Source organism: Salinibacterium sp. NYA9b, from assembly GCF_976973725.1.
This window is the reverse complement of the sequence record NZ_OZ333476.1, coordinates 1575997-1597919: the sequence shown is the minus strand read 5'-3', so window position 1 is coordinate 1597919 and position 21923 is coordinate 1575997. Positions and strand designations below refer to the sequence as shown.

Sequence of the window (21923 nt, the reverse complement as noted above, 5' to 3'; positions counted from 1 at the left end):
AGATGAGTGAAGCATCCATCGCTCGGGTGCTCATTGATTCGCCGCTGCCCCAACTCGACAGACTCTTTGACTACGCGGTTCCCGAGAAGTTTCGTGCCGAGGCGCGCGCTGGCGTTCGCGTCAAGGTGCCGCTGCGCACGCTCGGCCGGCTTGTGGAGGGCTGGATCGTCGAGCTCACCGACACCGTCGCCTACGCCGGCAAACTCAGCGAGCTTGAAGCAGTAATCTCCCCGTTCCCCGTGTTGTCTCCCGAGGTGTGGACACTAGCGCGCACGGCGGCGGATCGAGCGGCGGGCAACGCAGCTGATGTGCTGCGGTTGGGCATCCCGAAACGTCATGCTCGGGCGGAGAAGTCACTTCTCGACCCCACGACGGTGACGTACGAACCGCTCCCTGAAGCACGTGCAGTGTCGTACTTCGACGCGGGTGCCATCGGCACTCTTATCGCCGAGCACAAGCGGGCCGCGCTGGCCGCACCGACCGGCGTAGCGGAGGTCGCTCCCGGCGTGTGGGTTGGCCGTTGGGCTGTCACGATGGCCGAACTCGCCTCGCAGGCTCTTGCTCGCGGCACGACTGCGATTCTGGCGACCCCCGACTTTCGTGATCAGGAACAACTTGAGGCAGCCGTCGCGGCTCTGCTGCCCGCTGAGCGCGTGTTGAGATTGGATGCTCGCCAGAGCGTTCAGAAGCGCTACGGCAACTTTCTGCGCACCCATGAAGACACCCCGTTCGTCATCATCGGCAATCGTTCCGCGGTGTATGCACCCGCGTCTAACCTCGGGCTGATCGTGGTGTGGGATGACGGCGATCCGCTCTACAGCGAGAACCTCACGCCCTACATCCATACGCGGGATGCCGCGCTGCTCCGCCAAGAGCAACAACAGTGCTCGCTGGTGTTCATGAGCCATTCGCGCAGCACCGAAGTGCAACGACTCGTTGAAGTCGGGTGGTTAGCGGCCATCAGCCCCGGCGGCATCCGACCGCCAAAGGTGATTCCCACCGCAAACCAGGAGAGCCAGGACCGCCTCGCAGCCCTTGCTCGTATTCCCTCATCAGCGTGGAAGGCGGCGCGCGCCGGGCTCGACGAAGGTCCCGTGCTCGTGCAGGTGGCGCGCCCCGGCTACGCACCCCGCTTGGCCTGCGCCGAGTGCTCGCAGACTGCCCGCTGCACCACGTGCGCCGGTCCGCTTGCTCAACGGTCGGCATCGGCGACTCCCAGCTGCGTCTGGTGTGGCGCGCTTGCCGTCAAGTGGCGCTGTCGCGAATGCGATGGCACCCGACTGCGCATGGTGGGGTCGGGCACCGGCCGTACCGCGGACGAACTGGGGCGCGCCTTTCCTGGCTATCGAGTGATCGTCGCCGACGGCGAGCATCAAATCCTCACGGTGGCGAACGAACCTTCGCTCATCATTGCCACTCGCGGTGCAGAGCCGATCGCGGAGGGCGGCTACCGCGCCGTCATCCTGCTTGACGGTGCCGGAATGTTGGCGCGAGAGAGTCTGCGTGTCGCCGAGGACTGTCTGCGAGCGTGGTCAAATGCGATTGCTCTCGGCGCTGACGGCGTCCCCTCCGTCGTTGTCGGGGTCGGCGGCTCACTCGCGACGGCACTTGTCACGTGGCGCCAAGAAGATTTCGCGCAAGCGGAACTCGCCGATCGCCGTGAGTTGCGGTTTCCGCCGGCAGTGCGGGTCGCGACTCTCACGGGAAAGATTCCGCTCGTTTCGGATGCGATTAGCCAGCTGCCGGTCGCTCCGCTCGATGTGCTCGGCCCCGTCGATCTGCCCGAAGGGCTGGTTCGCACCATCATCCGTTTCGACTACAAAGACGGAGCAGCCGTCGCTGAGCAACTCAAAGCACTCGTGGTGGCGGCCACGACGGTCTCCCGCAGCAGCCGCAAACCGGGGGCTCCGCGCTCCAGCCAGCCGGCGCCAGGGCTTCGCGTTCATCTCGACGATCTGGAGCCGTTTGTTGACCTGTAGCCCCAGCGTGCACCCGTTCGGGCCAATTCGCGAGACAATTGGGGGATGACTTCGTTGCGACTTCTTTTTGCCGGTAGCCCCGAGGTTGCTGTTCCCAGTCTCGACGCGCTCCTGAACTCCGAGCACGAGGTAGCTGGCGTCCTCACCCGCACCGACTCGCCGCAGGGCCGTCGACGCGTCATGACACCGACGCCGGTGGCCGCGCGCGCTGAAGAAGCGGGGATCAGCGTGATTCGCGCCAATCGGCTCGACGCCGCTGCGGCATCCGCGATTACTGACCTCACCGTTGATCTGGGCGTCATTGTGGCCTATGGCGGGCTTGTTCCGGCCTCAGTTCTCACGATTCCGCGGCTCGGGTGGATCAACCTCCATTTCTCTCTCCTGCCTCAGTGGCGCGGAGCCGCCCCGGTGCAGCGCGCGATCATGGCGGGCGACACCGTCTCAGGCGCAGCGGTCTTTCAACTCGTCGAACAGCTTGATGCTGGCGACGTTTTCGCGACGATGACTGAACCGATTGGCGCCCAGCAAACAGCAGGGTCGCTCCTGCAACAGTTGTCCTTCTCGGGCGCTGAGCTGCTCAGCCGCGTGGTCGACTCCATCGGCGCAGGCACTGCCACCGCAGTTCCGCAAACCGGCGATGTGACTCTCGCGCCCAAGCTGTCGCTCGAAGACGGCCGCATTGACTGGACAGAGTCCGCTCAGACAGTGCACAACCGCATTCGTGGCGTGACGCCAGAACCCGGTGCCTCGACGACAATCGACGGAGCACGACTCAAGGTTCTCGAGGCCGCGATCGCTCGCGACGTCCCGACGCTCGCGCCGGGGCACTTCGATTTCGTCGGCAAGAAGGTGCTGGTCGGTACCGCAACCGAACCCCTTGAACTTCTCCGGGTCCATCCCGAGGGACGCAAAGCAATGGATGCCGCAGCCTGGTGGCGCGGCCTTAACTCAGAATCAGAGGTGGTGGCTTCGTGAGCTACGCACAGTCAGCCCGTCGGGTCGCGCTCGACGTCATCATGGCGGTGCGCGAGTCGGATGCGTACGCGAACCTTCTTCTTCCCGTGCACCTGGAGCGCGCGAAACTCTCGAGCGCGGATGCCGGCCTTGCCACCGAACTGACCTACGGCACCCTGCGTATGCAGGGCTATTACGACGCGGTGATCGCTCAGGCGGCCGGCCGCGACGTGTCCAAGATCGACCCGCCTGTGCTCGACGTGTTGCGCCTCGCCACGCACCAGTTGCTGTCGATGCGCGTTCCCTCGCACGCGGCAGTGGATGAGTCGGTGCGCCTCGCTAAGACGATCGGATCGCGTTCCGCGGTCGGGTTTGTCAACGCGGTGCTGCGTGCGATCACGAAGTACGATGCTGATACGTGGCGCGAGCGAGTGATTGGTGCTGCAAGCTCGGGGGAGCAAGCCCTTGCGGTGGCGTATTCCCATCCGTTGTGGGTGACCCGGGCTTTCCGGCAGGTATTGGTCGCTGAGGGTCGCGAAGCTGAGCTCGAAGGTTTGCTCGCAGCAGACAATGTTCCGGCCCGGGTATCGGTCGCGGCGCTTCCTGGATTCTCTAAGGTCGCCGGCATCGACATCACGCCGGCAGAATACTCGCCCGTGGGCGGAACTTTGCGTGAAGGAGACCCGTCGAAGAACTCGGCTATCGCCGCAGGGCGCGCTCGAGTGCAAGACGAAGGCTCCCAGATTGCGGCACTCGCGCTCAGCCGCGCTCGGCCCATCGTGGCCGGGGAGTCGTGGCTCGATATGTGTGCCGGACCGGGTGGCAAAGCCGCTCTGTTGGCCGCGGAAGCTCTGGAAGGCGGTGCCGTGCTCACCGCCAACGAACTGATTCCGGCCCGCGCCAAGCTCGTTCGCAACGCCCTCGCGGTCTTCGACGCTCCGCCTGTGGTCTGGGAGAAAGACGGCATCGATATCGGCGAGGAGCATCCCGAGCAGTTTGATCGCATCCTTCTCGATGCGCCGTGCACCGGCCTCGGTGCGCTACGCCGTCGCCCTGAAGCTCGCTGGCGCAAACAACCCGGCGATGTCGCTCAGCTGGGCGCGATTCAGACGGCGTTGCTGCAATCAGCATTGAAGGCACTCAAGCCGGGCGGAGTGTTGGCGTATGTGACCTGCTCGCCTCATGCCGCCGAGACAAAGGCGATTGTCGGTTCTGTGCTGCGCAAGGCTGAGGGCATCACCAAGATGGATACGCCCTCCGTGGTTCAGAGTTTCTCGAAAGCAGAACTCGACCTGCCGGAGGCAACTCATGTTCAGCTGTGGCCACACCGTCACGGAACAGACGCCATGTTCATCCAACTCCTTGTCAAAGCAGACTCCTAGATAGGCTCTCGGTATGTCAGTGCGCATTAGCCCCAGTATTCTCGCCGCCGATTTCGTCAACCTTGAGCGGGATATCGCGAAGATTTCGAATGCGGATTTCGTCCACGTCGACATCATGGACAACCATTTCGTGCCCAACCTCACGTTCGGTCTCCAAATGACAGAGCGTATTCAACAGGTGTCGTCGATTCCGCTCGATGTGCACCTGATGATCACCGATCCCGACCGCTGGGCCCCCGACTACGCCGATCTCGGTGCCTATGGTGTTACTTTCCACGCCGAGGCGGCAGCGGATGCGGTGGCCCTCGCCCGCACGCTGCGGGCGAAGGGTGCGCGAGCGGGCATCGCGGTCAAGCCGGGCACCGCTATTGAGCCGTACCTCGAGTTGCTCGAGGAATTCGACCAGGTTCTCGTGATGACGGTCGAACCGGGTTTTGGCGGCCAAAGCTTTATGGAAGAGACAATGCCGAAGCTGCGACAGCTGCGGGAGCTGGTCGACAAGCGCGGTCTCGACGTGTGGCTCGAAGTTGATGGCGGTGTCGATGAGCGCACGATTGAGATTGCCGCAGCTGCGGGTGCCGACACCTTTGTCGCGGGCTCCTCGGTGTATCGCGGAGATGATCCCTCGTTGCGTGTCTCAGAACTTCGTGAGCGCGCGAGCGCGCACCAGCACTGATCATCGCCGCCGCGTGACCACGCCGCCGAGAGCGAACATGGGCTCACGCGGCATCCACTAGCGCCGGTTTTAGTTTTGTTTCTGGTTGACTGGTCATATGACCGATTCAGGAAAAACTAAGCCAGAGGTCGAGTTCTATGCGGGCGATGCCCCCACCGAACTCGTCATTATTGACATTGAAGAGGGAACCGGCGCCGAAGCAACTGCTGGTTCCACCGTTGACGTGCACTACTTGGGCGTCGACTTTGAGACTCTCGAAGAGTTCGACTCCTCGTGGAGCCGCGGCGAGTCCATCAACTTCCCGCTGATGGCGCTCATCAGCGGTTGGCAAGAAGGAATCCCCGGCATGAAGGTGGGCGGCCGTCGCCAGCTCATCTGCCCGCCGCACCTCGCTTACGGTCCCGCAGGCGGAGGGCATCAGCTCTCCGGCCGCACGTTGACCTTCGTGATCGACCTGCTCGGCACGAACTAGTAACCCCACGTTCGAGTCATGCGGCAAGGGACCGCCCTCCGGGGCGGTACCCTTGACGTGTGAAAGACTTCGACGCACTTTTTGCTGAACTCAGCCGCAAAGCGGTAGAACGCCCGGCCGACTCCGGTTCGGTTGCCCTATTGGATGCCGGAGTGCATTCGATCGGCAAGAAGATTGTGGAAGAGGCTGCCGAAGTATGGATGGCAGCCGAGTACCAGTCGGATGAAGAAACCGCAGACGAAATCTCCCAACTCATTTATCACCTTCAGGTTCTGATGGTTGCTAAAGGGCTCAGCCCCGAGGACGTGTGGCGACATCTCTGATGTCCCTACGACCACTTTTCGCACCAACTGACTGAGAGCTGACATGTTAAGAGTTGCAGTGCCCAACAAGGGTTCACTGAGTGAGACCGCTTCCGAAATGCTGTATGAAGCGGGCTACACGGGCCGTCGCGATCCACGCGCGTTGAATGTGCGTGACGACCGCAACGGCGTCGAGTTTTTCTATCTTCGCCCTCGCGACATCGCGACTTACGTGGGCTCGGGAGCTCTCGACGTAGGAATCACCGGCCGAGACCTCCTGCTGGATTCTGGATCCACCGCGACAGAGATCGCCAGCCTCAACTTTGGCGATTCCACGTTCCGTTTCGCCGGGGAGCCTGGCCGCTTCACTGAACTTTCCGATCTCAACGGTGTTCGCGTTGCCACGAGCTACGCCGGGCTCGTCGGTGCCTTCCTCGAACGCAATGGCGTCACGGCAGAGCTCGTCAGCCTCGACGGTGCCGTTGAATCTGCGATCCGACTTGGTGTTGCGGATGCCGTGGCCGACGTCGTGTCGACAGGCTCAACCCTGCGCGCGCAGGGCCTCGAAATTTTCGGCCCTGTCATCCTCGATTCAACTGCTGTGTTGATCAGTTCAGGCAATGAGGTTGAGGGCAGCGCCACGCTCCAACGCCGCCTGCAGGGTGTGCTTGTCGCCCGCCAGTATGTGTTGATCGACTACGACGTGCCGGTAGCCCTCCTCGAGGCTGCGACGAAGGTGACTCCCGGTATCGAGAGTCCAACCGTTTCTCCGCTCCAAGACCCCGCGTGGGTTGCGGTGCGCTCGATGGTGCGTCGCGTCGATACCAATCAGGTGATGGACGAGCTTCACGCGGTTGGGGCGCGCGCGATCTTGGTCAGCGCGATTCACGCAGCGAGGATCTAAAATGGCGGTCGCAGTTCGGGTCATTCCGTGCCTCGATGTCGCCGACGGCCGTGTCGTCAAAGGCGTCAACTTCAAAGATCTCCGCGATGCGGGTGACCCGGTTTCCCTCGCGCGGCTCTACTACGAGCAAGGCGCTGACGAGGTGACGTTTCTCGATGTCACGGCCACAGTCGAGGGACGCGCAACGATGTATGACGTCGTGCGGTCGGCAGCCGAGCAAATCTTTATTCCCTTGACGGTCGGTGGGGGAGTCCGCGAGCCAGACGATGTCTCCAAGCTTCTCGCCCACGGCGCAGACAAAGTCGGGGTCAATAGTGCCGCTCTCGCCCGACCACAGCTCATTGATGACATCGCCCACCGCTTTGGTGCCCAAGTCCTCGTGATGAGCCTCGATATCAAACGGCGTGGTGATGGCTGGATCGTCACGACCCACGGCGGCCGCACCGAAACAGACCGCGACGCGCTCGAGTGGGCGCGCGAGGCGATGGAACGAGGAGCGGGCGAACTACTCGTCAACTCAATCGACGCGGATGGCACGAAAGAGGGCTTCGACCTCGAACTCGTGTCCGCGATCAGTGAGTTTGCGACAGTCCCGGTCATCGCCAGTGGCGGAGCGGGCAAGGTCGAACACTTTGCGCCGGCTATCGACGCCGGCGCCGATGCCCTGCTCGCGGCATCCGTTTTCCACAGTCGCCAGTTGACGGTGGGAGACGTTAAAGCTTCACTCAACAGTCATGGATTGGTTACACGATGAGCGATGAACTCACTCTTGAGACCGTCAGCGATGTGCTTGAACGCGCGCAGTTTGCTGCCGATGGTTTGTTGCCGGCAATTATTCAGCAGTGGGACACCAAAGAGGTGCTCATGCTCGGGTACATGAACGCTGAGGCGCTCACCCGCACGCTCACCGAGGGTCGCGTGACGTTTTATAGCCGTAGCCGCCAAGAGCTGTGGCGCAAGGGTGACACGAGTGGGCACCGTCAATACGTCCGCACTGCGGCCCTTGATTGCGATCGCGATGCGCTGTTGGTCGGAGTGGAGCAGGTTGGTCCTGCATGCCACACCGGCGCTCATTCCTGCTTCGAAGTAGACCCACTCGTACCTCATCAGGGGTTTTCTCATGAATAGCACGACGAGTCGCGAGGAATTCGAGGCGCTGGTTTCCGGCGGCAATCGCGTTGTCCCCGTTATCCGTCAGCTCTTTGCCGATGGTGAGACTCCCGTTGGGGTGTATCGCAAGCTCGCCAAGGCGAACCCGGGAACGTTTTTGCTTGAGTCGGCGGGCCAGGGTGGCATCTGGTCACGCTTCTCCTTCGTGGGCGTCGCCAGCTTCGGTGTTCTCACCCAACATGAGCACGGCGTCGAGTGGATTGACTATGGGATGCCGCGCGAGCGAATCCTCGGTGATGACTGCCCGACGGCGCCGCTGGAAGCCCTCGCTCATCTCAACGAGCGTTGGAAAACGCCGCGCGTCGAGGGGCATCCTCCGCTCACCGGCGGCCTTGTCGGGTTCATTGGTTGGGAGGCTGTTCGCGAGCTGGAGAACCTTCCCGATGCCCCGCCCGCCGACTTCGAGGTTCCTAGCCAGGCGCTGAGCTTTGTCTCCGACCTCGTGGTGCTCGACCACCGTTTCGGCACCGTCATGCTCATCTCGACTGCGCTGAACGACGGGCATCAGGATGTCGAGGAGATGTGGACCGAGACCCAGTCCCGCCTCGACGTGCTTCAGTCTGGCCTCGCTCAACCCACGGACGCCTTCCTCGCTGATGTGGATATCGAGATCGATCCCGAGCCAACGTCGCGTTCCACGCCGGCGGAGTACGCGAAGGCGATCGAGAAATCGAAGGAGTTCATCCGCGACGGCGATGTCTTCCAGGTCGTCATTTCGCAGCGGTTCGACCATGAGGTTTCGGCTACTCCGCTTGATGTCTATCGCGTCTTGCGCACTCTTAACCCGTCGCCCTATATGTATTTGCTGTCGCTTGTTGACATGGATGGTCGTCCGTATTCGATCGTCGGCGCGAGTCCGGAAGCACTCGTGAAGGTTTCCCAAGAACGCGTGCACATGCATCCCATCGCCGGTTCACGACCGCGTGGCGCTGACACCGAGCGAGATCTTGAGCTCGCGGAAGAACTGCTCGCCGACACGAAAGAACGTGCCGAACACCTGATGCTTGTTGACCTCGCGCGTAATGACCTCCTGAAGGTATGTACGCCGGGTACCGTCGCCGTCACCGAGTTCATGCAGGTCGAACGATTTAGCCACATCATGCACCTCGTCTCCTCGGTGGAAGGCGATCTCAGACCTGAAGCCTCCGCTGTCGATGTGTTCCGTGCTACTTTTCCTGCAGGCACGCTCTCGGGCGCGCCCAAGCCCCGCGCCCTTGAGATTATCGATGAGCTAGAACCAGCCCAGCGTGGCGTCTATGGGGGAGTCGTGGGCTACTTCGATTTCGCCGGCGATGCTGATCTCGCGATCGCCATTCGCACGGTCACGATCGTGGATGGCGTTGCTCGCGTTCAAGCCGGAGCTGGCCTTGTTGCCGATTCCGACCCTGCCGCCGAGCACCAAGAGGCTCAGAACAAGGCTGCGGCGCCCCTTCGCGCTGTCGCGGTCGCTAATGCGATGACTCACCTCAGCTCATGATCTGGAAACGTTCACGTTCGATCGTGCTGAGCAGCCTGGTGCTGCTTGGTGCAGTAGTAATGCTGTCGTGGACGCAGCGCTGGTTCACGATCACACTCCAGGATGAGGTGAGCGTCGAGGTGCTGGGCAGCGATGTTGCCGGGGCACTTGCTGCGCTCGCGCTCTCGACTTTCGCGCTCGTCGCAGCCCTCGGCATCGCATCGGTCACTGTACGGCGTGTTCTCGGAGTCATCGCCGCCATCGTGGGGGGAATCATCGTTGCGGTCAGCCAGGCGACGCTTGCCGACCCCGCCCGCGCAGCCTCGGAATTGATTACGGAGGCGACGGGAATCAGCGGCATCGACTCAATCCGTTCCTTAGTGGTCGCTGTTGACGGTAGTGCGTGGTCGTTCACGGCACTGGTTGCCGGCGTCCTCATCATCGCTATCGGCATCGCTGCCGCAGTTTCCGCTCGGCACTGGCCGACTGCGACCAAGAAGTATGACCGAACGACCGCGGTGATCGCCGATGATCCGGCATCACAGTGGGATGCTCAAAGTCGAGGATTAGACCCGACTGAGGGCTGATTGGCAACGCCAAGCGGGTTACTCCCGCTACAATTTAGGATCAGCAAAGAATGGAGCCTGATGAGTACTGATACTGACCCCGGCCACGGAAATTCCCCGGCGGCATGGACCGCTGTAGTGATCATGTTGGTCGCGTTCACGATCGGAACGCTCGCTTTTTGGTTCAACGTGGCATGGCTGGTGTACGCATCGGCTGGGCTGGTCGTCGTTGGTCTCCTTGTTGGCCAGGTGCTGAAGAAGCTTGGCTATGGCGTGGGTGGCGACAAGCTCACCCCCAAGCCGCACAGCTAGAGTGCTCTCCGATTTAGTTGACGGCGCGCTCGAAGATGCCGCCGTCCGTCGTGAGTCCGTCAGCCTTGCTGATGTAGAGCGTGCTGCCGCTGATGCGCTTCCGGCGTTAGATGCGCTGGAGGCTTTGTCTCCTCGCGAGCGAGTTCACATCATTGCGGAGATCAAGCGGTCAAGCCCGTCTCGTGGTGCTTTGGCTGAGATCAGCGACCCGGCGTCGCTTGCGACGTCCTACCAAACTGGTGGAGCAAGCGCGATCAGCGTTCTGACTGAACAGCGTCGTTTTGGTGGTTCTCTCGAGGACCTCATGACGGTGAAGTCGATCGTGCGCCTCCCGGTGCTTCGCAAGGATTTCATTGCTGAGCCGTATCAAGTGTTTGAGGCGCGAGCCGCTGGTGCTGACCTCGTTTTGCTGATCGTGGCGGCCCTGGAGCAAGAGAAGCTTCGCACGCTCTACGACCTCATCGTCGAGCTAGGCATGACGCCGCTCGTCGAAACACACTCCGCAGACGAGGTCTCTCGTGCTCTCGATGTTGGCGCAAGCCTCGTCGGCGTTAACGCGCGCAACTTGAGCACTTTCGAACTCGATCAGAATCTGTTCGGTGAGCTTGCCGACCAGATTCCTAGTGGAGTCATCCGTATCGCAGAATCAGCGGTCAAAACGGCCGCTGATGTCGCGCACTATCGCAACGCCGGCGCCGATGTGGTTCTGGTTGGCGAGGCTCTCGTCACCGGTGATCCGATCGCCACGTTGCAAGACTTTTTGGACTGCTAATGCTGAAAGATGAACTGGGCCCCTACTTTGGTGAGTTCGGTGGTCGATTCGTTCCTGAATCGCTCATCGCTGCTCTTGACGAGTTGGATGCCGCCTATAACGAAGCCAAGAATGATCCGGAGTTTGTCGCTGAGCTTGCCGAGCTTCACGCAAGCTACACCGGTCGGCCGTCGATTATCACCGAAGTACCGCGGTTTGCGGAGTACGCCGGTGGGGCTCGCATCATTCTGAAGCGCGAAGACCTCAACCACACGGGTTCGCACAAAATCAACAATGTGCTCGGCCAGGCGTTGCTTGCCCGTCGCCTGGGCAAGACCCGCCTCATTGCTGAGACCGGCGCCGGTCAACACGGCGTTGCAACGGCCACCGCTGCTGCGCTCTTCGGAATGTCATGCATCGTGTACATGGGGGAGGTCGACACCGAGCGTCAAGCGCTCAATGTTGCCCGCATGCGGCTTCTTGGCGCCGAGGTTATTCCGGTCACTGCAGGGTCGCGCACTCTCAAGGACGCGATCAACGAGGGTTTGCGCGATTGGGTAGCCAACGTCGATGACAGCCACTACCTCATGGGAACTGTTGCTGGCCCGCATCCCTTCCCCGTCATGGTTCGCGACTTCCACCGTGTCATCGGTGACGAAGCTCGTGAGCAAGTCATCAAGCTGACGGGCGCACTGCCGGATGCTGTCGTGGCGTGCGTCGGTGGTGGCAGCAATGCCATGGGTATTTTCCATGCCTTCCTCGACGACGCCGATGTTGCGCTCTACGGCTACGAGGCCGCTGGAGAGGGCCACCTGACGGAACGTCATGCCGCTACGCTCACTCGCGGTCGTCCCGGTGTTCTCCACGGGGCGCGCAGCTATATGCTGCAAGACGCTGAGGGCCAAACTGTCGAGTCGCACTCCATCTCTGCCGGTCTCGACTACCCCGGAGTTGGCCCTGAGCATTCGTGGTTGAAAGACATCGGTCGAGCCAACTATGAGCCCATTACCGATGCTGAAGCCATGGATGCGCTGCGCCTGCTCAGCCGCACCGAGGGCATCATTCCCGCAATCGAGTCGGCACACGCCCTCGCCGGAGCGATCAAGCTCGGCAAGGAACTCGGTCCGGATTCGGTGATCCTCGTGAACCTCAGCGGCCGCGGTGACAAAGATATGGAAACTGCGGCGGAATACTTCGATCTGATCGATTCGGCTGAGAAGGCGTCAGCGGAGGACAGGAAGGCGTCTGACAAGAAGGCCGCCGACGAGCAGAACGCTGCGGGGGATAAGTCATGAGCGCTGTAGAAGAAGCAATCGCTCAGGCCAATCGTGACCGTGCGGGTGCCCTCATCGGCTACTTGCCTGTCGGTTTTCCCACTGTTGCTGAGAGCATCGAAGCTGCTGTGGCCCTCGCAGAGAATGGCGTCGACGTCATTGAGCTCGGCCTGCCGTACTCAGACCCCGTCATGGACGGCCCTGCTATTCAGAAGGCTACCCAGCTCGCTCTCACGAACGGTTTTCGCCTCCAGGACGGCTTCGACGCGGTCGCCGAGATCACGTCTCGCGTGTCGACGCCTGTCATTCTCATGAGTTACTGGAATCCGATCATGCAGTATGGCGTCGATCGTTTTGCAGACGAGCTGAAGGCTGCTGGCGGAGCGGGAATCATCACGCCAGACCTCGTGAGCGATGAGGCCGCTGACTGGATTGCCGCCTCCGAGCGCACCGGTCTTGACCGCATTTTCTTGGCGGCTCCGTCCTCCAGCGATGAACGGCTCGTGCGCGCTGTTGAGGCCAGCACCGGCTTTGTCTATGCCGTATCTACCATGGGTATCACCGGTGCTCGTTCCGACGTAGATATCGCGGCCAAAACCCTCGTGGCACGCTTGCGTGAGGCAGGCTCCACGAGTGCGTGTGTCGGTCTGGGTATCTCCACTGCTGAGCAGGTTCGCGAAGTTCTTACCTACGCGGATGGCGCCATTGTGGGGTCCGTTTTCGTTAGTGCGTTGTCTTCCGGTGGGGTGGATGCTGTCGCTAAAACGGCCGCGTCGCTTTCGACCGGTACTCTTGCTTAGTCGCAGTTCAGAAAGGTCACCGTTTTGTCACTAATGCCGTTGAGCATTCCCAGCCCGCCTGATTCATGGGCGACGCTTGTTACCCTTCCGTTTGGCCAGTGGTTCAGCAACCTGGGCCTCAATTTCGGCGGTACGGTCGTGATTCACACGTACGCGATCTGCATCCTGATCGGCATTATTGCGGCAACATGGCTGACGTCACGTCGGTTGACTCGTCACGGTGCTGAGCCCGGGATTGTTATTGACATCATCATTTGGGCTGTCCCCCTTGGCCTTGTGGGTGCACGTTTGTATCACGTGTTTACCCACCCGGGCGATTACTTCTACGATGGCGCAGACCCGTGGGAGATCATTCGCATCTGGAATGGTGGAAACGCCATCTTCGGATCGCTGATTGGTGGTGCTGTCGGTGCCTACATCGGTGCTCGCCTGACGGGCATCCGTTTCTGGAGCTTTGCGGATGCACTGGCGCCCGCAATTCTGCTCGCTCAGGCCATTGGCCGCCTCGGTAACTACTTCAATCACGAACTCTTCGGTCAGCCGACGGCTTTGCCCTGGGGCCTCGAGATCGAGGCGGGCAACTCGGCTATTCCGGTTGGCCTGCCGGTTGACACTCTCTTCCACCCGACCTTCCTGTACGAAATGGTCTGGAACGTCGTCGGAATCGTCTTCTTGCTCACGATGGAGCGCCAGTACGGCTTCGTCAAGAAGCACGTTCTTGGCCTCTCCGTTCCTGTTTTCGCTGCAGTCGGTCCCGTTCGGTTGCAGTGGGGCAAGGTCTGGGCCTTGTACATGATTTGGTACGGAGTCGGCCGTTCGTGGTTCGAATCGATCCGTATTGATCCCAGCGAGGTCTACTTCGGTTTGCGCGTGAACGTGTGGGGAGCCATCCTTACTGTTGCGCTCGGTATCCTGCTCTACGTCATTCAGTCTCGCCGTCACGTTGGTCGCGAAAAGAGCGCCTACGTCGACGGTCACGTCTGGAGTGCCGATGGTGTTGTAAACTCCGATGAAAGATATTCCGAGCATGACATTGTCGTCAGCGCTGCGGAGGAGTCCGCTCCTGTCGTAGATTCGAAGTAGTCCGCCACAAGCGGCCACACCCCCTCAGGCCTGAATCAGGTACTGATTTTCTTTGGGCCATAGAAGTCCCTCTCCGCACCAGTAATACGTGAGGACGGTACGGCATGGCTGTTACCCCACCCTTTGAACGCTTTGGTTCTATTCCCGCAGCACAGGGAATGTACGACCCATCCAATGAGAAAGATGCCTGTGGCCTTGCCATGGTGGCGACGCTTCGCGGCACGCCGGGGCATGACATTATTGCGACGGCTCTAGAAGCGCTGCGCAACCTTGAACACCGCGGGGCCGTAGGGTCCGACGCGGGCACCGGTGACGGTGCTGGCATCATGACGCAGATCCCGGATGCCTTCTTCCGCGATGTTGTCGACTTTGAGCTGCCTTCTGTTGGCCGCTACGCCGTCGGCATTGCGTTCTTGCCGCTCGACAGCGTTGCTCGTGATGACGTCAAGCGCGGCATTGAGAAGTTAGCGGAAGAAGAAGACCTCACTGTCCTCGGGTGGCGCACTGTGCCGATCCAGCCGGGGGAGCTCGGTTCGCTCGCACGGGGAGCAATGCCCGCATTTGAGCAGCTCTTTCTGCAGTCGAAGCGCGTTGACCTCAAGGGCACGCTTCGTGGCATCCACCTCGATCGCCAGACCTACCGCTTGCGCAAGCGGGCTGAGCGGGATCTACACGTCTACTTCCCATCGCTGTCGTGCCGCACCATTACCTACAAGGGAATGGTCACGACCCTGCAGCTCGAGCCGTTCTACCCTGACCTGTCAGATGAACGCTTTGCCTCAAAGCTCGCTCTCGTGCACTCGCGGTACTCCACCAACACGTTCCCCTCATGGCCGCTCGCACAGCCGTTCCGTATGGTCGCCCACAACGGTGAGATCAACACGGTGCAGGGAAACCGCAACTGGATGCGCGCACGCCAGTCGCAGCTTGAATCTGCCGTTTTCGGCGACATCAAGGACATTCTGCCGGTCAACACGCCTGGCGCTAGCGACTCGGCGTCGTTCGATGAGGTTGTTGAGCTTCTCAACCTCGCTGGCCGTCCGCTGCCGCACGCCATGATGATGATGGTTCCGGAAGCGTATGAGAACCAGACAGACACCGATCCTCGTCGCCGTGCATTCTACGAGTACCACTCGATGCTCATGGAGCCGTGGGATGGTCCAGCCGCCCTGGTCTTCACCGACGGTTCGCTCGTAGGCGCGACTCTCGACCGCAATGGGCTTCGCCCCGGTCGCTACCTTGTCACCGACGATGGTCTTGTCGTGTTGGCGAGTGAGATTGGCGTCTTCGATATTGAGCCGACGAAGGTCGTGCGCAAGGGTCGGCTTCGCCCGGGCAAGATGTTCCTTGTCGACACGGCTGCCGGTCGTCTTATTGAAGATGATGAGATCAAGGCCGAGCTTGCCGCGTCGCGTCCCTGGGCTGAGTGGCTCGAGAGCGGCCGCATTGCTCTCGAAGAACTTCCCGAACGCGAACACATCGTGCACACGCCGGCGTCAGTTACGCGCCGCCAACGTACCTTCGGTTACACCGAGGAAGAAGTTCGCATTCTCATCGAGCCAATGTCGCGACTCGGCGCGGAACCGCTGGGCGCCATGGGCTCTGACACTCCCATTGCCGTGTTGTCTCAGCGACCCCGTTTGCTATTCGACTACTTCACGCAGCAGTTTGCTCAGGTTACGAACCCGCCGCTTGACTCGATCCGAGAGGCCGTCGTCACGTCGATGCGCCTCGGGGTTGGCCCTCAGCGCAACCTGCTCAGCGCAACTCAGGACCACGCTAGGCAAGTAGCGCTAGCGTTCCCGGTGATTGACAACGATGAGCTAGCGAAGATCCAACACATCGAGCCTCATCCTGGCAGCCGCTTAGCTACCACGATCAAGGGTCTCTATCGTGTGGATGCTGGTCCGTCCGCGATGCAAAAGCGTCTTGACGAAATGTGCGCGGAAGCTGACGCAGCAATCGCCGACGGCGCAGAATTCATCGTGCTCTCCGACCGCGATTCCAACAAGGATTTGGCACCGATTCCGTCGTTGCTCATGTTGGCAACGGTTCACCACCACCTCATCCGCCAAGAAGAGCGCATGAAGGTCGGCATGATCGTCGAAGCTGGCGACGTGCGTGAAGTTCACCATGTTGCGCTTCTAGTGGGTTATGGCGCTTCCGCCATCAACCCCTACCTCGCTATGGAGTCAGCTGAAGAGCTCGTGCGTAATGGCACGATCACCGACATCACTCCCGAGAAGGCTGTTCGCAACCTGATTACCGCGCTCGGTAAGGGCGTTCTGAAGATCATGTCCAAGATGGGCATCTCTGTGGTCAGTTCCTATGCTGGCGCTCAAGCTTTCGAAGCTGTTGGTTTGTCGCAGGCGTTCGTTGACCAGTACTTCACGGGAACCACGAGCATCTTGGGGGGAGTCGGTCTCGACGCGATTGCACGCGAGAACGCTGCCCGCCACGTAGCGGCGTACCCCGAAGACCGCGCACCCACGGTTCACGAACGACTCAACACGGGTGGCGAGTACCAGTGGCGTCGCGAGGGTCCGCCCCACCTCTTCAACCCGGAGACCGTATTCAAGCTGCAGCACTCTACTCGCACGCGCCGCTACGACATCTTCCGCGAGTACACCTCGAAGGTCGATGAGCAGGCCGAAGCGCTGATGACCCTTCGCGGGCTCTTTAAATTCAACATGACGGATCGCACGCCGGTTCCGATTGATGAGGTTGAACCGATCTCGAGCATCGTTAAGCGCTTTAGTACCGGTGCGATGAGCTATGGATCGATTAGCAAGGAAGCGCACGAAACGCTTGCTATTGCGATGAACCAGCTCGGCGCGCGCTCGAACACTGGTGAGGGCGGGGAGGATGTCGATCGACTTCTTGACCCCACTCGCCGCAGCGCCATCAAACAGGTGGCATCCGGTCGCTTTGGCGTCACGAGCATGTACTTGACGCACGCTGACGACATTCAAATCAAAATGGCTCAGGGAGCGAAGCCCGGTGAGGGTGGCCAGCTTCCCGCAGGCAAGGTTTATCCCTGGATTGCGCGCACTCGACACGGCACGCCAGGCGTCGGCCTCATTTCGCCGCCTCCGCATCACGACATCTATTCGATCGAAGACCTCAAGCAATTGATCTTCGATCTCAAGCGCTCGAACCCTTCGGCGCGGGTGCACGTCAAGCTCGTGAGCCAAAAGGGCATCGGTGCTGTTGCTGCCGGTGTCACGAAGGCAAAGGCCGATGTTGTTCTGGTGTCCGGCCACGATGGCGGAACGGGTGCTAGCCCGCTCAACTCGCTCAAGCACGCCGGAACGCCGTGGGAAATCGGTCTTGCGGAAACGCAGCAGACCCTCATGCTCAATGGCATGCGCGATCGCGTTGTGGTGCAGGTAGATGGCCAAATGAAGACCGGTCGCGACGTCATTATTGGCGCGCTTCTCGGTGCCGAAGAGTACGGTTTCGCCACCGCACCTCTCGTTGTCTCTGGTTGCATCCTCATGCGTGTGTGTCATCTCGACACGTGCCCGGTCGGTGTTGCCACGCAAAACCCCGTGCTTCGGGAGCGCTTCACCGGCAAGCCAGAGTTCGTCGTCAACTTCTTCGAGTTCTTGGCTCAAGAAGTTCGCGAATACCTCGCTGAGCTCGGCTTCCGCACTCTTGAGGAAGCCATTGGCCACAGCGAGATTCTCGACGTCAACCGCGCTATTTCACACTGGAAGACTGACGGTCTCGACCTGTCGCCCGTGTTCAATGGTCCGGAGTTCAGCGACACTGAGCCTCGCACGCACGCTGTCGAACAGGACCACGAGCTTGCTGAGCACTTTGATCAGCAGCTGATCGCCCTGAGCGAGGCTGCTCTTGAACGCAAAGAGCCTGTCTCGATCGATCTCCGCGTTCGCAACACCGACCGCGCGGTCGGCACGATGCTCGGTCACAATGTCACGTTGCGCCACGGTGAGCACGGTTTGCCCACCGACACGATTTCGATCACGCTGCACGGTTCTGCCGGTCAGTCGCTGGCCGCGTTCGTTCCGGCCGGTATTTCGATCAAACTGTATGGCGATAGCAATGACTACGTCGGAAAGGGATTGTCTGGCGGTTCCGTCGTAGTACGCCCTGATCTGACGAGCACGTTTGCGGCGGAGACCAACGTCATCGCCGGAAACGTCATTGGTTATGGCGCTACGAGCGGCAGCATCTTCATTCGCGGCAAGGTTGGCGAACGATTCATGGTGCGCAACTCGGGAGCCACTGCCGTCGCGGAGGGAGTGGGAGACCATGCCCTGGAGTACATGACCGGTGGCCTCGTTCTCATTCTGGGAGCCACAGGCCGCAACCTCGGCGCTGGTATGTCGGGCGGCACCGCCTACATCCACCAGCTTCGCGAGGAGCGCGTCAACGGTGACTCACTGAGTTCCGGCGAGCTTCAGCTGAGCGGACTCGGTGGCGCCGACGTTGAGATCGTCAAGGATCTTCTCGAACGCCACCTCGAAGAAACCGGCTCGGTCGTTGCCGAAGGCATGCTGGCCGACATGGATGCCACGGCAGCCCAGTTCACGAAGGTTACTCCTCGTGACTACGCGGCTGTCATCCAGACTCGAGAGACTGCAATAGCCGAGGGACTCGACCCCGACGGGGACGTTACCTGGGCTCGAATTAGGGAGGTAACCGGTGGCTGATCCCAAGGGATTCCTCAAGGTTCAAGAGCGTGAATTGCCGAAGCGGCGGCCTGTCAGCCTTCGGTTGATGGATTACAAAGAGGTCTACGAGCAGCAAGAATCGGGTGAACTGGCCCGTCAAGCTGGTCGCTGCATGGATTGCGGTGTGCCGTTCTGCCATCAGGGATGCCCGTTGGGCAACCTGATTCCCGAGTGGAACGACCTTATGCGTCGCGGCGAGAGCGCTGAAGCAATTGAGCGCCTCCATGCGACAAACAACTTTCCGGAGTTCACCGGACGTTTGTGTCCAGCACCGTGTGAGAGCTCGTGTGTTCTGGGAATCAATCAGCCTGCCGTCACGATCAAGCAGATCGAAGTCTCGATCATTGATCAGGCGTTCGCCGACGGTAATGTCACTCCGCATCCTCCGGGACGTTTGACGGGTAAAACTGTTGCTGTTGTCGGTTCGGGGCCCGCCGGCCTTGCGGCTGCTCAGCAGTTGACGCGCGCTGGCCACACGGTCGCTGTTTTCGAACGTGAAGATCGCATCGGTGGATTGCTGCGCTACGGCATCCCCGACTTCAAGATGGAAAAGCGCCACATCGAGTTACGTTTGGCTCAAATGCAGGCCGAGGGAACTCGTTTCCGTGCCGGCGTGAACATCGGTGTCGATATTTCGTGGAGCGATCTTCGCACCCGCTACGACGCTGTCGTAGTTGCTACCGGATCTACCGTGCCACGCGATCTGCCCATCCCCGGCCGCGATGCGCTCGGCGTTCACTTCGCTATGGAGTACCTCGTTCAGTCGAACCGCGCCGTTGCCGGCGACACCGTGAGCGAGCAAGTCACCGCAGAGGGCAAGCACGTCGTTGTTCTCGGTGGTGGCGACACTGGTGCTGACTGCATCGGCACAGCTCACCGTCAGGGTGCACTGTCGGTCACAAACCTGGCCATTGGTGTTCAGCCTCCCTCGGAGCGCCCGGAACACCAGCCGTGGCCATTGACACCGACCCTTTTTGAGATGTCGAGCGCCCACGAAGAGGGCGGCGAACGTGAATACCTTGCATCGACGGTGGAGTTCTTGACGAACTCTGTCGGCGAAGTTCGTGCGATTCGTGTCGCTGAGACCGAGTTCCTCGACGGCCGTCGTGTTCCTAAGGCTGGAACCGAGCGGGAGATTCCTGCCGACCTGGTTCTTCTTGCACTGGGCTTCACCGGGCCTGAGACCGAAACCCTCTCCACACAGCTTCCTCTCGCAGCGGATGCGCGGGGAAACCTCTCGCGCGACGAAAGCTACGAGACCGCAACCCCCGGCGTCTACGTTGTCGGGGATGCCGGCCGTGGGCAGTCGCTCATCGTGTGGGCTATCGCCGAGGGAAGGGCTGCAGCATCCGCCGTAGATCGCTACCTTGAAGGGGAGACGCAATTGCCATTCCCTGTTCGCCCAGACGATCGCGGCATGTCTCTCTAGAAGTTCCACCACCACTACCACCACCACTAACCCGTCAAAGGAAGTTATGAGACGCGCAAAAATCGTCGCGACACTCGGCCCGGCTACGTCGAGCTACGAGAACATCAGAGCAATCATCGATGCAGGTGTCGATGTTGCCCGGATGAACCTCAGCCATGGAAGCTACGCCGTCCACGAAGAGGTGTACGCGAACGTTCGTCGCGCCGCTGAGGATGCCGGCAAGCCGGTAGCGGTGATGGTTGACCTCCAGGGTCCCAAGATTCGTCTCGGAAAGTTTGAGGACGGCCCCTACGACCTCGCGGTCGCCGACATCTTCAAGATCACTATCGACGACATCGTGGGTAACCGCGAGATTTGCGGCACCACGTTCAAGGGTCTTCCTCAGGACGTTGCTCCCGGTGACTTCTTGCTCATTGATGACGGCAAGGTCAAAGTTAAGGTCGTGAGCGCGACTGACACGGTTGTCACAACTGAGGTCATCGTCGCCGGTGCGGTTTCTAACAACAAGGGCATCAACCTTCCCGGAGTTGCGGTCAATGTTCCTGCTCTGTCAGAGAAGGATGAAGACGACCTGCGCTGGGGCCTCAAGCTCGGCGCAGACCTCATTGCTCTTTCTTTCGTGCGCAACGCAGAAGACATTGTTCGCGTCCACGAGATTATGGACGAAGAGGGCCGTCGGGTTCCCGTCATCGCAAAGATCGAGAAGCCTCAGGCCGTCGACCACCTCGAAGCGATCATCGATGCGTTCGACGCCATCATGGTTGCCCGTGGTGACCTGGGCGTAGAGCTTCCTCTCGAGGCTGTTCCGATTGTGCAGAAGCGCACCGTTGAACTCGCGCGTCGCATGGCGAAGCCGGTAATTGTCGCGACTCAGATGCTTGAGTCGATGATTTCCAGCCCCGTGCCGACCCGTGCTGAAACATCTGACGTCGCGAACGCAATTCTCGATGGTGCTGATGCCGTCATGCTCAGCGGTGAGACTAGCGTGGGGGAGTACCCCGTGATTACCGTTCAGACCATGGCGAAAATCGTTGAGTCCACGGAAGAGCACGGTCTCGACCGCATCGCAAAGCTGGGCACCAAGCCCAAGACTCAGAGTGGTGCGATTACTCTTGCGGCAGCCGAGGTCGCTTCATTCGTTGAGGCGAAGTTCGTCTGTGTCTTCACGGAGTCGGGAGACTCTGCGCGTCGTATGTCGCGTTTGCGCTTCCGGATCCCTATGAAGGCGTTCACTCCGAGTCCAGAAATCCAGCGTCGCATGTCGCTGATTTGGGGCATTGAGTCGTTCATCGTTGACCGCGTTACGCACACCGATGAAATGTATCGCCAGGTAGACGAACTTCTGCTTGGCCAAGAACTCGCTGAGGTTGGCGACAAGGTCGTCGTGATTTCGGGATCCCCTCCCGGAATTTCGGGTTCCACTAACGACCTGCGAGTGCACGTGATCGGCGATGCCGTGAACGCCAAGGCACCCGCGTGGGCTACGAAGTAGCGTCAGCGCACTAATAAACGCCCAGCAGCGGCGCGAACTCTCGGGTTCGTGCCGCTGCTGTCGTTAACAAGAAAAACCGGGAGCACGTGCTGCTCCCGGTTTTTCGTGTAAATGTTGTGCCGAATGTGGGACTCGAACCCACACGTCCTTTCGAACAAAGCATTTTGAGTGCTCCGCGTCTACCATTCCGCCAATTCGGCTGACTACAACGCTGAATAGAA

General features: G+C 60.6%; 19 protein-coding genes and 1 tRNA gene. 19 read left to right on the top strand and 1 reads right to left on the bottom strand.

The features are described 5' to 3' along the window. The first annotated feature begins 2 nt into the window (after positions 1 to 2). The 19 genes from ACWFSR_RS07630 (at position 3) to pyk (ending at position 21702) form a co-directional block, all read left to right on the top strand. Positions 3 to 1979: a primosomal protein N' family DNA-binding protein gene (locus ACWFSR_RS07630; protein WP_447522120.1), complete on the top strand. Its 1977-nt coding sequence runs from the start codon at positions 3 to 5 to the stop codon at positions 1977 to 1979. Between the two features lie 54 nt (positions 1980 to 2033). After that, positions 2034 to 2954 (top strand): methionyl-tRNA formyltransferase, encoded by a 921-nt coding sequence (fmt, locus tag ACWFSR_RS07625; protein WP_197107120.1) that lies wholly within the window; start codon positions 2034 to 2036, stop codon positions 2952 to 2954. Further along, positions 2951 to 4315 carry an RsmB/NOP family class I SAM-dependent RNA methyltransferase gene (locus ACWFSR_RS07620; RefSeq protein ID WP_447522119.1) on the top strand — a complete coding sequence of 455 codons (1365 nt, stop codon included), beginning with the start codon at positions 2951 to 2953 and terminating at the stop codon, positions 4313 to 4315. The genes fmt and ACWFSR_RS07620 overlap by 4 nt, the downstream gene beginning before the upstream one ends. A 13-nt stretch (positions 4316 to 4328) precedes the next feature. Continuing rightward, positions 4329 to 4991 carry a ribulose-phosphate 3-epimerase gene (gene rpe / locus ACWFSR_RS07615; protein ID WP_197105682.1) on the top strand — a complete coding sequence of 221 codons (663 nt, stop codon included), beginning with the start codon at positions 4329 to 4331 and terminating at the stop codon, positions 4989 to 4991. 97 nt (positions 4992 to 5088) lie between these two features. Further along, the gene (locus ACWFSR_RS07610) at positions 5089 to 5463 is read left to right on the top strand and encodes an FKBP-type peptidyl-prolyl cis-trans isomerase (RefSeq protein WP_197105681.1); all 375 of its coding nucleotides are present in this window, start codon (positions 5089 to 5091) and stop codon (positions 5461 to 5463) included. Between the two features lie 59 nt (positions 5464 to 5522). Then, on the top strand, positions 5523 to 5786 hold the full coding sequence (locus ACWFSR_RS07605; RefSeq protein ID WP_197105680.1) for a phosphoribosyl-ATP diphosphatase: 264 nt from the start codon (positions 5523 to 5525) through the stop codon (positions 5784 to 5786). 43 nt (positions 5787 to 5829) lie between these two features. Then, positions 5830 to 6669 (top strand): ATP phosphoribosyltransferase, encoded by an 840-nt coding sequence (gene hisG / locus ACWFSR_RS07600; RefSeq protein WP_197105679.1) that lies wholly within the window; start codon positions 5830 to 5832, stop codon positions 6667 to 6669. A 1-nt stretch (position 6670) separates the two neighbouring features. Further along, entirely contained in the window at positions 6671 to 7423 is a 753-nt protein-coding gene (gene hisF, locus ACWFSR_RS07595; RefSeq protein WP_197105678.1) for an imidazole glycerol phosphate synthase subunit HisF, read from the top strand. Further along, the gene (hisI, locus tag ACWFSR_RS07590) at positions 7420 to 7797 is read left to right on the top strand and encodes a phosphoribosyl-AMP cyclohydrolase (RefSeq protein WP_197109921.1); all 378 of its coding nucleotides are present in this window, start codon (positions 7420 to 7422) and stop codon (positions 7795 to 7797) included. Before hisF ends, hisI begins: the two co-directional genes overlap by 4 nt. Continuing rightward, positions 7790 to 9316, top strand: coding sequence for an anthranilate synthase component I (locus ACWFSR_RS07585; protein WP_447522118.1), 1527 nt, complete (start codon positions 7790 to 7792; stop codon positions 9314 to 9316). Before hisI ends, ACWFSR_RS07585 begins: the two co-directional genes overlap by 8 nt. After that, complete coding sequence (locus tag ACWFSR_RS07580; protein ID WP_447522117.1) at positions 9313 to 9882, top strand: Trp biosynthesis-associated membrane protein; 570 nt, start codon at positions 9313 to 9315, stop codon at positions 9880 to 9882. The genes ACWFSR_RS07585 and ACWFSR_RS07580 overlap by 4 nt, the downstream gene beginning before the upstream one ends. 60 nt (positions 9883 to 9942) lie before the next feature. Next, positions 9943 to 10173: a DUF6704 family protein gene (locus ACWFSR_RS07575; protein WP_197105674.1), complete on the top strand. Its 231-nt coding sequence runs from the start codon at positions 9943 to 9945 to the stop codon at positions 10171 to 10173. Between the two features lies 1 nt (position 10174). Beyond that, positions 10175 to 10945: an indole-3-glycerol phosphate synthase TrpC gene (gene trpC, locus ACWFSR_RS07570; RefSeq protein WP_197105673.1), complete on the top strand. Its 771-nt coding sequence runs from the start codon at positions 10175 to 10177 to the stop codon at positions 10943 to 10945. After that, positions 10945 to 12219, top strand: a complete 1275-nt coding sequence (gene trpB / locus ACWFSR_RS07565; protein ID WP_447522116.1) for a tryptophan synthase subunit beta — start codon at positions 10945 to 10947, stop codon at positions 12217 to 12219. The genes trpC and trpB overlap by 1 nt, the downstream gene beginning before the upstream one ends. Further along, positions 12216 to 12998 (top strand): tryptophan synthase subunit alpha, encoded by a 783-nt coding sequence (gene trpA, locus ACWFSR_RS07560; protein WP_447522115.1) that lies wholly within the window; start codon positions 12216 to 12218, stop codon positions 12996 to 12998. Before trpB ends, trpA begins: the two co-directional genes overlap by 4 nt. Positions 12999 to 13031: 33 nt before the next feature. Beyond that, the gene (gene lgt / locus ACWFSR_RS07555; RefSeq protein ID WP_197109926.1) at positions 13032 to 14081 is read left to right on the top strand and encodes a prolipoprotein diacylglyceryl transferase; all 1050 of its coding nucleotides are present in this window, start codon (positions 13032 to 13034) and stop codon (positions 14079 to 14081) included. Positions 14082 to 14185: 104 nt separating this feature from the next. Continuing rightward, on the top strand, positions 14186 to 18760 hold the full coding sequence (gene gltB / locus ACWFSR_RS07550) for a glutamate synthase large subunit (RefSeq protein WP_197105669.1): 4575 nt from the start codon (positions 14186 to 14188) through the stop codon (positions 18758 to 18760). After that, a complete protein-coding gene (locus tag ACWFSR_RS07545) occupies positions 18753 to 20210 on the top strand; it encodes a glutamate synthase subunit beta (RefSeq protein WP_447522114.1) in 1458 nt (485 codons plus the stop codon). Before gltB ends, ACWFSR_RS07545 begins: the two co-directional genes overlap by 8 nt. 46 nt (positions 20211 to 20256) lie before the next feature. Then, entirely contained in the window at positions 20257 to 21702 is a 1446-nt protein-coding gene (gene pyk, locus ACWFSR_RS07540) for a pyruvate kinase (RefSeq protein ID WP_447522113.1), read from the top strand. A 117-nt stretch (positions 21703 to 21819) separates the two neighbouring features. Here the strand turns inward: pyk and ACWFSR_RS07535 are convergent. Continuing rightward, a tRNA-Leu gene (locus tag ACWFSR_RS07535) sits at positions 21820 to 21902 on the bottom strand. Positions 21903 to 21923: the final 21 nt, after the last annotated feature.